This is a genomic window from Trueperella sp. LYQ143, assembly GCF_046599595.1.
In the GTDB taxonomy this organism is placed as follows: Bacteria; Actinomycetota; Actinomycetes; order Actinomycetales; family Actinomycetaceae; genus Trueperella.
In genome coordinates, this window is the sequence record NZ_JBKIWR010000001.1 from 245,003 (window position 1) to 258,184 (window position 13,182).

Below are 13,182 nucleotides of genomic sequence, written 5' to 3' on the forward strand. Positions count from 1 at the left end.
TTTATCCTTATCGCGGTTTATCTTCCGATTACGGGACGCCAGCGAGAACAAAACGCCCTGCCCCACGAGCCAGCAGCCCGCCATCATCAGCTCGAACAAATATCGCTTGCCCAGTATTGAGCAACCCATACTCACCGCTATCCGCCCACAGCTCAGTTGCCCCCTCTAAGCACAATACGATCCGCGGCCCACTCCCACGTAGCCGAACCCGCTTATTGGCATTACGCAAACTAATAATCGACAATTCAAAATCGTCAACCGGCGCATAATACGTCGCCTGTACTGGGCTGAGCGCCTCGGGAGCGATCCGGATTGGCGGAGCCGCCACTGTTTCAATCACCGACAACAGCTCTGGAACATCAATATGTTTAGGCGTCATACCAGCCCGCAAAACGTTATCCGAATTCGCCATAATCTCCACACCCAAACCCGCAACATAGGCATGGACCGTTCCGGCTGGCGTAAACATCGCCTCACCAGGTTTCAACGTCACCGGATTAAGCAATAAGGACGCCACCACCCCAGGATCCCCCGGATAATGTTGCGCCAACTTCCCCACCAGCGCGTCAGCACGCGGCGAGGGAGACACCTGCGGATCACGCGCACAACACGCAGCAACCACACGCATCACTGCTTCAGCATCGGGGCGCTCATTAACCGACAGCAGCCCTGCAAAAGCTGAACGCACCCCATGAGCATTCGGCGATAGCCGGATCTGCTGGGCAATTCGATCCGTCACCGGAGTATTCAAACCTGATAACACACCAAGAATTCGGCGCGGAGTGCGAAACCCGACGAGCGCTTCAAAGGTCGAGATAGCGTAGACCAACTCCGGCTTATGATTGGCGTCGCGATAGGCCCGATGCGCCGCAGCACGATCAATACCCGCCTGCTCCTCACGCGCAAAACCCCGCTCAGCCTGCGCCTTAGACGGATGCACCTGCAAAGAAAGCGGCTGCGCCGGCGCAATAACCTTCAACAAAAACGGCAACTCCGCGTCCCCGCCACCAGAAACCAGATTCGCCCCCAACACCCCCTGCGGATCACCCGCAATATATTGGCGCAAATCTACTGCAGATCCCGCTTCACTATCAGGAGAAACAGGGGAAAACAGATGCCCTCGATCACGAATATCTGACGGATTAATCGCGAGCGCACGCGCCCCCACACCAATGCGCGCTGGAGCCGCCGGATGCGCCCCAAACCACAACTCTGCTACCGGAAAATCTGCCGGTGGCAAGCCAAACATTCGAGGGATAGCGCTTGGAGAACCCCACTCATAATCGCGTACTCGCCCCTGAATAATATGCATGTGTGCCTTGTGCCGTCTCTGATCCCACAGCCCGCAAAATCTAGCTAGTCATCCCCCGCGCTTGAGGAGCGATCACGGCGCACCTCATAGCCCTCATCCAAAACAGGTTCAGACTGCTTCCATATCTGTTCTGGATGTTTCGTATCCGTCTCCGAATGAGCACCACAGCCATGATCGAGCGAGACTACACGCCCATCGAAAGGCGACCACTCATTCGCGCACACCCCGAACAACTGCCGAGCAGATCCGCCCATGTGCATGAGATACCCGCAGGTCGCACACGCCGCCTTCGCCATCCGAGTCGCCTTATTACGCGGGCCAGCATCCCCGGCATACCAACGCTGGAAAGCCGCACTGCGCCCATGCGCAGATAACACCCGCGCACGCCCAAGCCCCAACTCAAATTGTGCTAACTCGTCGGCGTCAACACCCGTCGCTTCAAAACCTTCATCCAATAACGGATCCGTATTCGCCTGCAGATTCGCATCATCAGGCTGATATGGGAGACGATCGGTATCGCTGACGTCCTCCGGACGCAACCGATCCGCCCACGGCACCCATTCCGGAGCAAGCAAGGCCTCCGGCCCAGGCAACAATGCCACCTCATCAACACAGCCACGCCGCGCACGCGGCACCCGAGATAAGGTCACCGCCCACAGCCAACCGCGATACCCTGGCAATAAACACGTGAACGTATGGGTAACCACCCGTTCCGCTTCCTGCACGACACCGGCATGCTCACCGATATTCTCAGCCCGCGTGACATCCAGCAAGGCCTCCCGAGCCTGCTCAACCGCCGCGGCCAACACCTTTTCCCGTATCGCTGCCGAAGAGGGAACCAACCGATCAGACATCAAAATCCTCAGCTAATGCGCGCAACGCCTGCGCAATACGCGGCCCTCCATCGGGATAACGACCACGCCGCAAAGACGTCGAAGCCGCGTCAAGGATCTTAATGAGATCCTCAATAATCGGGACCATCGTTTCCGGAGATCTCCGATTTGCCGCAGCCAATGACGGCTTCTTCTCCACAATCGTCAGTTGCAATGCCGCCGGGCCACGTCGGGTATCACCCACGCCGTACTCCACTCGCATACCTGCTCGTAACCGCGCACCAATCGGGACTGCGCTTGCGGGAAGATAGACCTCAGCGCCATCGTCACCTGCAATAAAACCAAAGCCCTTCTTCTCATCGAAGAACTTCACCTTTCCGGTTGGCACGACTCACTCGCTTTCTGCCGACACTCGGCACGACTGCACATACATTAATCCTTACCTAGTATCGCACTTTTCTGTGCAAAAATGGCAGTCGAGCCGGCGAAAATCTCTTCACTACCAGCCAAATACATTCCAGCTTTGGCATGAGAGTTCCCCATATTCTCCCGCAGCACCTCGATATACTGAGCACAGGATGACAGCTAGCGCATGATACACATGCAAAGAGGCGCGTCCTTTCCCGCTCGTGCCCTGAGCACCAGAACTTCTTGGAGGCCTGTGTGAACGCCCGTCGTATCCTTAGCGGAATAGTATTCGTCTTTGCCGCACTGATTTTTCCGACCACAGCCCTAGCCGCTGAACCACTCGACGAACTCAACGGGCATCTGGATGATCGGGCCAAAGTTATCACCGACGCTTCCTCCGTCCGCGATGCTATCGACGAGGTACCAGGGCAGAACCTGTGGGTCGTCATCGTGCCAAATACCGGATCAATGGATGTGGAAAAATGGGCACGAAAAACGCATGAACGTGCTCACCTGGACGAATCCGAAGCGCTCTACGTCATTTCGGTGGATACTTCCGAGGTTGCGTGGTACGCCCACAAGCACGTCTCTGGCGTCTCCTACGAAGCAATTGACGCCGCTACGGACGATCACGTGCTCTCGCTTATGACCGATCATGAATGGGATAAAGCCATTATCGCCTTAGCGAAAAACGTCCATGATGAGGTAAAAGATGGCGGCAGCTCCACGTCTTCCTCCCAGGCACATCCCGTCAATTCCGCCGTCACCAAAGGGCTTATTGGCATAGGCGCTGGCGGGCTGGTTGGATTTGGCGCATATACCGTCATCACTCGGAAAAAGCGCAAGGAATCCCACGAGCAGGCCACGCAAAAGACAATCCGCGACGCCTCCTCAGAGCTACTGGATATTGACAATGCGGTACGCGCTGCCGCTAATGAACTCGATTTTGCTCAAGCAGAATTTGGCGTGGAAGCTACCCGACGTTTTTCTGCCACCCTACAGAAAGCCCAACAGGCAACCAGTGAGGCATTTCAGCTTCACAGCCGACTCCACGATACAAGTATTCCGCTTGCCGACACCGAAAAGATCGCACTATCGCAGCATATTACTGAACTCGTCGGGCAGGCTCGCACCGCCTTAGAAAAACACACCACAGAGTTTTCCACCCTGCGTCAGTTGGCATCCGATGTGGAAAAATCCATGTCAACTATCGCCACACGCGCCAGCGAAATCACAGCACGCCTGAAACTCGGAACAGACGCCCTGGATAACCTGGCAATCCAGTACCCACCCTCAGTGCTGAAAACACTGGAGACGTATCCCCAGCAAATCACCACGCTGTTAACGGCAACCGATCAATCCTTAACACACGCGCGCCAGGAACTCGAAGCGGGGGATCGCAATGCTGCCGTGCCGTATGTGGCAATGGCTAACAAAACTATTGACGAAGCCTCCTCCTTGGCGGAATTACTGATTAACGCCCCGACGGAACTAGATAAGCAACGTGCCACCGTTCAACAGCAGATCGACTCCCTCAGCGCAGATGTTCGCGATGCGCAACGTTTAGCGCCGGATGATCCCAGCGTTCAGCCCTTTGCCCAGCAGGCAACGCAGGTATTGGAGCGTGCCCGCACCGAGAAGATTGACCCGTTCGCTATCTCAGTGGAACTACACGAGACGGAAACCCGTATCGACCAGGCGCTCGCACCTTTCCGGCAAGCCGACGAGAATCGTCAAAAGCTGGAAGATCGCGCACAACAAGCTCGGCAAATGGCGGTACAGGCAATAGACGATGTTGACGCGACGATTTCGCGATACCGCGCTGGCGTGCGCGGCCAAGCCCGCGAACAGCTTTCCCGCGCACGTTCCTTCGTCGCACAAGGAGACGAAGCACAAGAACCAGCAGCGAAACTGGAGTATTACGAGGCAGCCCGCAAGGGAGCACAAGCTGCTCGCGACATGATGTGGTCAGATATGGGCGGCTCAAGCGGGGGGCAATCGCTGGGAGAAACCATCATTAGCGGGTTAGTGCACGGTATCGTCTCTGGCGCGATCTCCGGTGCATACCGTGGATATGGGCGTCGCTCTGGCGGATTTGGCGGCTTTGGATCCGGCGGATCCGGTGGTTTTGGCTCGGGTGGATTTGGATCGGGCGGCTTCGGAAGCAGCGGAGGAGGCAGCACCGGCCATCGAGGATTCTAAGCGCGCTGCTAGGCGCCGTGCCTAGCAGTATCTAGAGCTACCAGAACCGTAGCTTTATGAGGATTCCTCAGCGTTCATCGGTTTGCGCATATTCTTCCGCCCCACCCGCAATACTGACGTGTAGCGCTTCGTGTGGGAAGAGGCCACCTCAGATGCCAAGCGCTAGTTCATCACTGACGCTGCTCCCCTCCTGAAAGCTAACTCGTCAGGCCTTATGGAATCACAGCAATGAGCGATAGAATCCGGTAACTGATGTAAAACCAGGCAACTAGAGCTAAACGCGAGAGCAGATAACTCCCCGCCGAAGCCGCGTTTAACGCAGATATAACCGTCTTTGCGTACGCGCTGAGGTAGACTGACGAAAAGCACAGCACGAATCACGCCAGATCCACCTTAAAACCACTGAAAGTACCGAACCAGCAACAACCAAAACAAAGCAAGAACCCAAAGCGATTCACCAGAATCCACCCGAGGGATGCCCACATTCGATATTCTTAAAACATCATCCTCATAGAAAGGTACATCACATGGCAGAAAAGCAGTCGATCCTCGGCCGGATCGCACAGCTCACCAAGGCAAATATCAACGCGTTGATTGACCGAGCAGAAGATCCCCAAAAGATGCTCGATCAGATCGTTCGCGACTACACGAACTCGATCGCTGAAGCTGAAGACGCCGTCGCAGTCACCGTCGGTAACCTGCGCCTGGCACAAGCTGACTACAACGAAGATATCGCCTCTGCCCGCGAATGGGGGCAAAAAGCCCAAGCTGCTGTGGCAAAAGCCAAGGAAATGCGCGAAGCCGGCGACGAAACCAACGCCGCCAAATTCGACAACCTCGCCAAAGTTGCCATTGAGCGTCAAATCCAGCACGAAAACGAAGCCCGCACCGCTGAGCCGATGATCGCCTCCCAAGAGGAAGTCGTCACCAAGCTCAAGGACGGCCTGAACATGATGCGCTCCAAGCTCACCGAGCTGAAGTCCAAGCGCGATCAACTCGTTGCCCGCCAGAAGAGCGCCACCGCGCAGAGCCAGGTCAACAAGTCCCTATCGTCAATCAACGTGCTTGATCCCACCTCCGAGCTATCTCGCTTCGAAGATCGGGTACGCCGCGAAGAAGCCCTCGCCGCTGGTCAAGCTGAAGTTTCTGCCTCCTCTATCGAAGAGCAATTCGCCCAGCTTGAGGATTCCTCCCTCTCAGCTGAAGTCGAAGCACGGCTTGCCGCCCTGCAATCCGGCAGCAAGCCTGAGCAGATCGAAGGAAAGGAATTCATGAGCTACTAAAGAGCTCCGCTCTTTGCATAGCTCATGCGATCTAGCAGATGTGCCGGTGCTCGCATAATGTCAGGCGAGCACCGGCACGCAACATTTTCCCCGCCCACACGCACCCCACATACAAGCTGGCCTTATCCACCCTCTGACGTCCACTCACCCAACACTGCCCCACACGCGCAATGTGGGAAACCTTGGCACGTCCCGCTCCAGCAAGGCAAGATGAGAACATGGTGTTACATCCCAATACAAGCGCAAATGCAGAAGCAAAGATCCTCGTCGTCGATGATGAACCAACCATCCGCGAGCTGCTCTCTGCCTCACTTCGCTTCGCCGGCTTCGACGTCGCAACCGCCGCAGACGGCAATGAGGCACTCCACGTCGAATCACGTTTCCAAGCCGACCTCGTCGTCCTCGATATTATGCTCCCCGATATGGACGGCTTTGAGGTGCTCAAACACCTCCGACAGCGCGAGCCCTCCCTCCCCGTCATCTTCCTTACCGCCCGCGATGACGTCCACGATCGCGTGCGCGGCCTAGAAGTCGGTGGGGATGATTACGTCACCAAACCTTTCTCCCTCGAAGAAGTCGTCGCCCGAATCCATGCCATTTTGCGGCGCACCAGCCCAGAAACCAACGAATCGGCCATCTTGCGCTATCACGACCTTGAAATGAATGAAGATACCTACGAGGTCCGACGCGCCGGTCACGAAGTCGATCTATCCCCCACGGAATACAAACTCCTGCGCTACCTCCTCATTAACGCCGAACGAGTCGTATCAAAAATGCAGATCCTCGAACACGTATGGGATTACAACTGGGAAGGCGAAGCCTCCATCGTCGAATCCTATATCTCCTACCTACGTCGAAAGATTGACAGCCCTGAAGCTCTCGGCATGAGCGACCCCGACGAAATCCGCCTCCTCGAACCAATAATTCACACCAAACGCGGCATTGGCTACGTGCTGCGGCGAGCGAAATAACACCACGTAGGAGCAAAATCCCGTGCCCTACCGTTCCCAACCCTCCCCGAAAGTCTGGCATACCCTTTCCTTTCGGATCGTCGTCGCCTTCGACGTCCTACTCACCCTCGTCCTCATCATGGTCACCTTCCTGGCGACCTTCACCCTGCGTAACTCCCTCGTGGATGATACCGATCGCTCACTGCGTTCCTCGGGGCGTACCCTGGCAACCGTCACCGTCGAACAGCTCATTAACGGTTCCCAATTCCAAGTCCTGCCCTCCGAGTTCTACTTTTTCATCAGCTACAACAACCCCAATGATGACGACAAACCCCTCGGCAAATTCGAAGTAGTCAACTCGCAGATCACCGCCGAGCATGGCACACCCGCCAACCCGGTCCAGCTCGCCAAATTGCCGGTCAATTCCCCGCAAACCGTCCCGTCTACCCTGCCCGATCAGGAATGGCGAATCATCACCCTAGATCTGAACTTTTCCCCGACGACAATCACCAGCGTCGGCACCGTCGTTATCGGCATGCCGCTACAGCCAATCCAAGACACTGTTGGGAATCTGGCCCGCACCCTCGCCACTCTCGTTATCATCATCCTGATTCTCGGGGCGCTCATCTCCTATTTCCTCGTCGATCATTCCCTCACCGGGCTGCGTGACATCGAACGAGCCACCCACGAAGTCGCCGCCGGAAACCTCTCCGTGCGGGTACCCACCGGCATTGAAGGCTCAGAGGTTGCCCTCCTCGGTGAATCTATCAACAAAATGCTTTCCCGCGTCGAACAATCTTTCGCCGCCCAAGTGGCCTCCGAACAGCGGATGCGCCAATTCGTCTCCGATGCCTCCCACGAATTACGCACCCCGCTCGCCACTGTGCGCGGATACGCCGAGCTATACCGGCTAGGTGGCGTACCCGAAAAAGATATTCCCACCGCCATCGCCCGAATCGAATCCGAATCAGAACGAATGGCACACCTCGTTGACGATCTTCTACAACTGGCCCGACTCGACGAACGACGCAAAATCAACATGCAGCCCGAAGATCTCGCTGCCATCGCCCTTGATACCGTAACGGACTTCCGAGTGCGCGCCACCGACCGATGTGCCCGCGTCATCGGATTAGACGGAGGCGAGCCACAATCCGTCATCGTCAAAGCCGATCATGAACGTGTTACGCAGGTGATTACCAATCTGCTTTCCAATGTGCTCACCCACACCCCCGACGGAACACCCGTTGAGGTCGCCGTTGGGATTGACCCATCCGATTCACATATCGGTATCGTCGAAGTGCGCGACCACGGCCCCGGTATTGCCCGCGACGACTGGGATCGCGTCTTTGAACGGTTCTACCGCACAGATTCCTCGCGTTCGCGGGGATCTGGCGGCTCAGGACTCGGCTTAGCTATTGTGGCGGCAATTATGCAGATCCACCACGGTTCTGCAACGATAGACGAAACCTCAGGTGGCGGGCTAACCGTTCGGCTACGTTTCCCTGGCGTCTTGCCTAATACTCACTAGAGCTACACTGGCGAATAGACGACATACCGAAATGAGCGCACTTACATGCGTTCCACAGTGGCAGTGATAACTCTGGAACGCTCTGGTCACCTGCGCATTTTGGCAACCGTTATGATCTGAGATTTTTGGCTATCTATTCGTTGCCACTCGCCTACCCATATAGCTGTTTGACGGCCCATATTGGGAGCTACGTGTACTCACATCTGCTCATCGTTGATCGGCGGCTGGCTTTATAGCTTGCCTCTCATAAAGCCAGCTCACTGTGGGAAATACCGGATTTGACGATCTCCTCAAGGCGTTCCCCGTCGATCCGTGCCCCTTGGCGTTCCTGCCAGCCCGCCCATTGCCATCAATATCAGGCACCTGCACTGGCCACCGTCCCCATCTGCTGTTAATCCTTATCTGAGGCCCTATCCGGCGCAGACTCAGCCGAGCCAATGCCAGGGTCTGCTACCGCACTGCCATCAGATAGCGCAGTAGCCTCTGAGGAATCGCCCGCACGTGCAGCATCACGAGCTGATGGCTCGCTCACCCCAGCGTCTGCCCTCATATCAGCCAACTCACCAGTGCCCATCGGTTCGCCAGCAGCCATCGGCCCGCTCCCTACCCGATCTGCATCGGCCTTATCTGCCACCATCCCAGCCTCAACCGGATTCGCTGTTTGCTGCTCCAACATCGCCGCAATACGGCTGCGCACCCGCCCCATAAACGCAACCGCGTCCTCATAGGACTGGGGGTACATTGGCCGACTGATATACAGATTCACTGGCGGATGATTCAAGGTCGGCAACTTAGCTCCCACCGGCATCGCCTCATGCCCGCCACTCATCGCTAAAGGCACAATCGGCACGTTGTACTTGATCGCGAGTGCAGCCGCGCCCGGCTTGAATTCCCCCAGTTCGCCCGTGCGAGAGCGCGTCCCTTCCGGAAAAATCAAAATCGGGATACCTTCGCGCAATAGTCTGCCCGTCATGCCTTTTGCCATCCCGCTGCGCGGATCATCCGAACGAGATTTGCGCTCAATAGGATAGGTGTTGAAAAACAAAGACGTCAGTTTAGAAATCGTCGGCTTGCGATAAAAATAATCAGCCGCCGCCCCCGTCGCCAACCGCTCCGTCATGTGCTCAGGCAACAGCGTAAAAACCATCGGCGCATCCAAATGCGAAGAATGATTACCGACGACGATATACGCCCCCGTCAAGCCCTCAACATTTTCCTGACCCGATACCGTGGTATTCAGCAGGGTTTTGATAACTGGGCGAGTCAGAAAACGACGCACATTCTTGCGCGCATCGCGTCGGGACTCGGAATGGTAATCGTCGAGTGGGTGCAGTGAGCTCATCGTCGGCCTTTATTCAATGTAACTACCGCCCGCTTAACCAGCGAAGCCGGCGCATGTTTTGCCACAAAAGCAATCGCTTTGAAACGCTTTGAGGGGACGGATCGCGTCTTTCCCCGCTCAACATCACGCAGACAATCAGCCACCACGCGATCCGCATCCAGCCACACCCAATTCGGGATAGACGAATTCGACACTCCAGTGCGAGCGTGGAACTGTGTGCGCACCCATCCGGGCAGGAAAGTCACCACCTGCACCCCTAATGGCGCTGCGGCAATCGCCAAGGAATCTGACCACGTGCGGATGAACTCTTTGATCGCGGAATATGCTCCCATTGGGGCAAGCGCCGCAACCGAAGCAGTATTGATAATCACGCCCTCGTGTCGGTCTGCCATCGCTGCCGCCGCTGCGCCGCCTAACTCCATCGGGGCCAAACCCATCAGCTCTGCACCCTGGCGTAGTTGCGTGGCGTCGCGAGTAATCATGGAGGCATATAACCCAGCGCCGGCATTATTCACAAAGATCGTCACAGGTGATTCCTCATTGAGGAGGCGTTCTTTCACCTGGGCAAGATCTGCTGCGCAGGTTAAGTCTGCTGCCAGCGTCTCTACGTCTACCCCGTGAATCCTCATCTGTTGCGCGGCCTGGCTTAGGCGTTGTGGATCTCGGGCAACGAGAACTAGATCAATTCCGCGTGACGCCAAGGAATACGCAAAAGCTAGGCCGAGTCCTGATGACCCGCCGGTGATTAAGGCGCGCCCGTGCAGACGCGAACGTGACGATGCCATATATGCCTCATTATGTGTGCTCATAAAACGACCCTGTGGATAGATCGTGTGTTCCAGCGTATTCAAATCCTACCGTCATTCTAGGTAGAATCATTCCTGTACTCGAATTTATGGAGTTCCATGTCTCGAATTGATATTCCACAGTGGGTTATCCAGTCTTTCGTGCGCTCAGCGGTAGCTGTTGGCGCGACGGTAGACGCAAAGGATATAACGGCTGTTTGCACGCACCTCGTTGAGCTATGGTCTGGCCAGGAGCGGCGTTTCCACAATACGCAGCATCTGTTTGATTTGTTGACCCGGATTAACACGCTCGCCTCCGAAGCACATAACGCTGAGCTTGTTCGGTTGGCAGCGTGGGGGCACGGTATCGTCTTTTCGTCAGCCGATAAGGACGTCTATGTGCGCAATGGCGGCGAAGATCGGTCAGCCTCGGCAGATTTGGCCGCGCAGATCTATCGTTCCTTAGGTATTGATCCGGCGATGTGCCAGGCCATTCGGACGATGATTCTTTCCATGCGCACCCGCCCCACCTCCATGACGGATACTGGCGTGATTGAGCCGATAGATATGGATCTGATGGTCCTCATTGACGCACATCTCGGGTTTTTAGCCAATCAGCCGCAGAAGTACCGCAAGTATATGACTGCCGTGCGCGAGGAGTATGCGCATATTCCTGACGAGCGCTTTTTTACTGCGCGTTTAGATATTGTCACGCGCTTGCTGGCACGCAAAGCCTTGTTTAGTACACCGCTGGCAAAGCAATGGGAGCAGCTAGCACGAGAGAATTTAACGTCGGAGCAAAAACGTCTCGAATGTGAACTGCGCAAACTCGCAAACAGTTCGACGGGCGAAATGCCGCGCGTCGTAGATAACGGTGAAGCGGTGCGCAATCAGGATTCACTATCGCCGACATTCACTTCTGTAGATTGTGCTTGTATTAGTGGCGCAAGTGCCCCGGAGAGTGCGGCGTCTGCGGCGGAGGCCCCATATTCCTCGGCTGTTGGCGCAGATTCTCATCCGCTCGCCGATGCTCCTCATCTAGCGGGTCTATCTGCCGACGCGCCTCATCCAGTTGCACATACGGATTTCCCATTAGCTACCGGTACGGCATCTCATTCAGTATCGCCTGGTATGGATTCCTCGTCAGCTACGGCGAATCCGACCGTGCCAACGCCAGGCATGGCAGACCCAGCACCTGATCCTAATACGTTTACAGTGGAGGGGCAGGAGGCTTCTCTGGCTCGCATGAACGGCGTAGCTATTCCTTATGCACAAGCAGATCCAGCGGCCTCCACGGCAGGCCAGGGAATTGCCGATTCTACGGAGATTTTCTCCTCTTCTTCTGGTTCTAGTGTGGATACGCCTTCTTATGAGTCCTGCGGCGAGCCATCTGTTGAGGACGTTCCCTCACCGGCTGCACCGATTCAGCAGCCGCGTGCAGTGCGTATCAATCCGCCTACTGCCCCCACTCCGCCGCTGCCCGATCCAGTGACAGCAGATCCGGTGATAGCAGATTCCGCAGTTTCTCTTGCAGCGCCAACATCCCAGCATGCTCATGGGGGCGTGCCATCTGTGCCTGCCGCGCAACCTGAGGGCGAACTGGAGCGAGCAGCCTCTGGTCAGCCACCTTTCGGCGCATACTCGGCAGGATCGGCATCTGAGGCGCCTGGGGCGCCACAAACACACGGATCGGCTGGAACTGCTGCAGCTTCTCCGGCCTCAACGGGATCTTCTGATCCTGCGCTTTCTTCAGATTTTGCGGCTTCTTTTGGTGGGCAGGGATCATCTGGTTCTACGGATTCTCCCAGCTCAATAGACGATCCCGTTCCTGCTCGTTCATCTGACCCTGCTCCTTCATCTGACCTTGGATTAGCTGCACAGGCTGATAGCTCCGCTAACTCGGCTGAGTTTTCGACAGGTTTTCCTGCTTCTGCTGGCTCTACTGCTGAGGCTCGCCCCGCTAGCTCCCCTGTTAATCCCAATGCGACGGGTTTCTATCCTCCGACGAGTTCAGCAGCAACTCAGGGATCAGCACCAGCTAACGTTTCGGAACCGCATCCGATAGCCCCTCAGGATGGGTGGGCAGCAGGAACTCCTGCGCACGCATCTGTTAACACAGATCATTCGTCATTAGAGAATGCTGCTCGTTCGCTAGAAAATGCTGAGAATTTACCTGCGACGGCAGATTCTCCCATGCCATTGGCGGATTTTATTGACGATCTCGATGATGATGACGACGATGATGTTCCAGTGATTCAGCGCGATGATGAAAATGAGCTGTGGAGTACGCCAGGGGCTGCCCCCTCACAGATCCATCTCGGTCGTTCTTCCTTGGAATCACTGAATGATGATTTTGAACCAGGAATCCCCGATCGGCCACTCACCCCAGAGGAAGCTCGTCAGGCTCGGCGCAATGAAATCGCTCGCGAAGCACGAATGCGAGTTGGGAAGGTACAAAGCGAAAAAGCGGATCGCCACCCTAAGCCGGAATCTCTCATACGAGACGATTTACCGCCAGGGTTTATCGAATAATCTGCAG

10 protein-coding genes are annotated in these 13,182 nt (G+C 56.1%); 5 read left to right on the top strand and 5 right to left on the bottom strand.

Translation table 11 applies throughout. The features are described from left to right. Nucleotides 1-28 precede the first annotated feature (28 nt). Genes manA through ACLHIL_RS00920 form a run of 3 tightly spaced genes read right to left on the bottom strand, consistent with a single transcriptional unit; the run spans nucleotide 29 to nucleotide 2,533 of the window. Nucleotides 29-1,312: a mannose-6-phosphate isomerase, class I gene (gene manA, locus ACLHIL_RS00910; RefSeq protein WP_411295978.1), complete on the bottom strand. Its 1,284-nt coding sequence runs from the start codon at nucleotides 1,310-1,312 to the stop codon at nucleotides 29-31. Nucleotides 1,313-1,356: 44 nt separating this feature from the next. Beyond that, on the bottom strand, nucleotides 1,357-2,166 hold the full coding sequence (locus tag ACLHIL_RS00915; RefSeq protein ID WP_411295979.1) for a DUF3027 domain-containing protein: 810 nt from the start codon (nucleotides 2,164-2,166) through the stop codon (nucleotides 1,357-1,359). Continuing rightward, nucleotides 2,159-2,533, bottom strand: a complete 375-nt coding sequence (locus ACLHIL_RS00920; RefSeq protein ID WP_411295980.1) for a cold-shock protein — start codon at nucleotides 2,531-2,533, stop codon at nucleotides 2,159-2,161. The genes ACLHIL_RS00915 and ACLHIL_RS00920 overlap by 8 nt, the downstream gene beginning before the upstream one ends. 275 nt (nucleotides 2,534-2,808) lie before the next feature. Between ACLHIL_RS00920 and ACLHIL_RS00925 the strand changes: the two genes are divergently transcribed. The 4 genes from ACLHIL_RS00925 (at nucleotide 2,809) to ACLHIL_RS00940 (ending at nucleotide 8,516) form a co-directional block, all read left to right on the top strand. Then, on the top strand, nucleotides 2,809-4,755 hold the full coding sequence (locus ACLHIL_RS00925; protein WP_411295981.1) for a hypothetical protein: 1,947 nt from the start codon (nucleotides 2,809-2,811) through the stop codon (nucleotides 4,753-4,755). 527 nt (nucleotides 4,756-5,282) lie between these two features. Beyond that, nucleotides 5,283-6,038, top strand: coding sequence for a PspA/IM30 family protein (locus tag ACLHIL_RS00930; protein ID WP_411295982.1), 756 nt, complete (start codon nucleotides 5,283-5,285; stop codon nucleotides 6,036-6,038). A gap of 218 nt (nucleotides 6,039-6,256) precedes the next feature. Further along, entirely contained in the window at nucleotides 6,257-7,009 is a 753-nt protein-coding gene (locus ACLHIL_RS00935; RefSeq protein ID WP_411295983.1) for a response regulator transcription factor, read from the top strand. A gap of 22 nt (nucleotides 7,010-7,031) precedes the next feature. Then, a complete protein-coding gene (locus ACLHIL_RS00940; protein ID WP_411295984.1) occupies nucleotides 7,032-8,516 on the top strand; it encodes a sensor histidine kinase in 1,485 nt (494 codons plus the stop codon). A gap of 391 nt (nucleotides 8,517-8,907) precedes the next feature. Here ACLHIL_RS00940 and ACLHIL_RS00945 read toward each other — a convergent pair whose 3' ends face one another. Then, the gene (locus tag ACLHIL_RS00945) at nucleotides 8,908-9,858 is read right to left on the bottom strand and encodes a lysophospholipid acyltransferase family protein (protein WP_411295985.1); all 951 of its coding nucleotides are present in this window, start codon (nucleotides 9,856-9,858) and stop codon (nucleotides 8,908-8,910) included. Next, nucleotides 9,855-10,667 (bottom strand): SDR family NAD(P)-dependent oxidoreductase, encoded by an 813-nt coding sequence (locus ACLHIL_RS00950; RefSeq protein ID WP_411295986.1) that lies wholly within the window; start codon nucleotides 10,665-10,667, stop codon nucleotides 9,855-9,857. Before ACLHIL_RS00950 ends, ACLHIL_RS00945 begins: the two co-directional genes overlap by 4 nt. Before the next feature lie 96 nt (nucleotides 10,668-10,763). Between ACLHIL_RS00950 and ACLHIL_RS00955 the strand changes: the two genes are divergently transcribed. Next, complete coding sequence (locus ACLHIL_RS00955; RefSeq protein WP_411295987.1) at nucleotides 10,764-13,175, top strand: hypothetical protein; 2,412 nt, start codon at nucleotides 10,764-10,766, stop codon at nucleotides 13,173-13,175. Nucleotides 13,176-13,182: the final 7 nt, after the last annotated feature.

Excerpts from the sequence above, each read along its gene's own strand:
- ACLHIL_RS00955 (WP_411295987.1), top strand. The coding sequence starts at position 10,764 with ATGTCTCGAATTGATATTCCACAGTGGGTTATCCAGTCTTTCGTGCGC.
- ACLHIL_RS00930 (WP_411295982.1), top strand. The coding sequence starts at position 5,283 with ATGGCAGAAAAGCAGTCGATCCTCGGCCGGATCGCACAGCTCACCAAG.
- ACLHIL_RS00915 (WP_411295979.1), bottom strand. The coding sequence starts at position 2,166 with ATGTCTGATCGGTTGGTTCCCTCTTCGGCAGCGATACGGGAAAAGGTG.
- manA (WP_411295978.1), bottom strand. The coding sequence starts at position 1,312 with ATGCATATTATTCAGGGGCGAGTACGCGATTATGAGTGGGGTTCTCCA.
- ACLHIL_RS00935 (WP_411295983.1), top strand. The coding sequence starts at position 6,257 with ATGGTGTTACATCCCAATACAAGCGCAAATGCAGAAGCAAAGATCCTC.
- ACLHIL_RS00950 (WP_411295986.1), bottom strand. The coding sequence starts at position 10,667 with ATGAGCACACATAATGAGGCATATATGGCATCGTCACGTTCGCGTCTG.
- ACLHIL_RS00945 (WP_411295985.1), bottom strand. The coding sequence starts at position 9,858 with ATGAGCTCACTGCACCCACTCGACGATTACCATTCCGAGTCCCGACGC.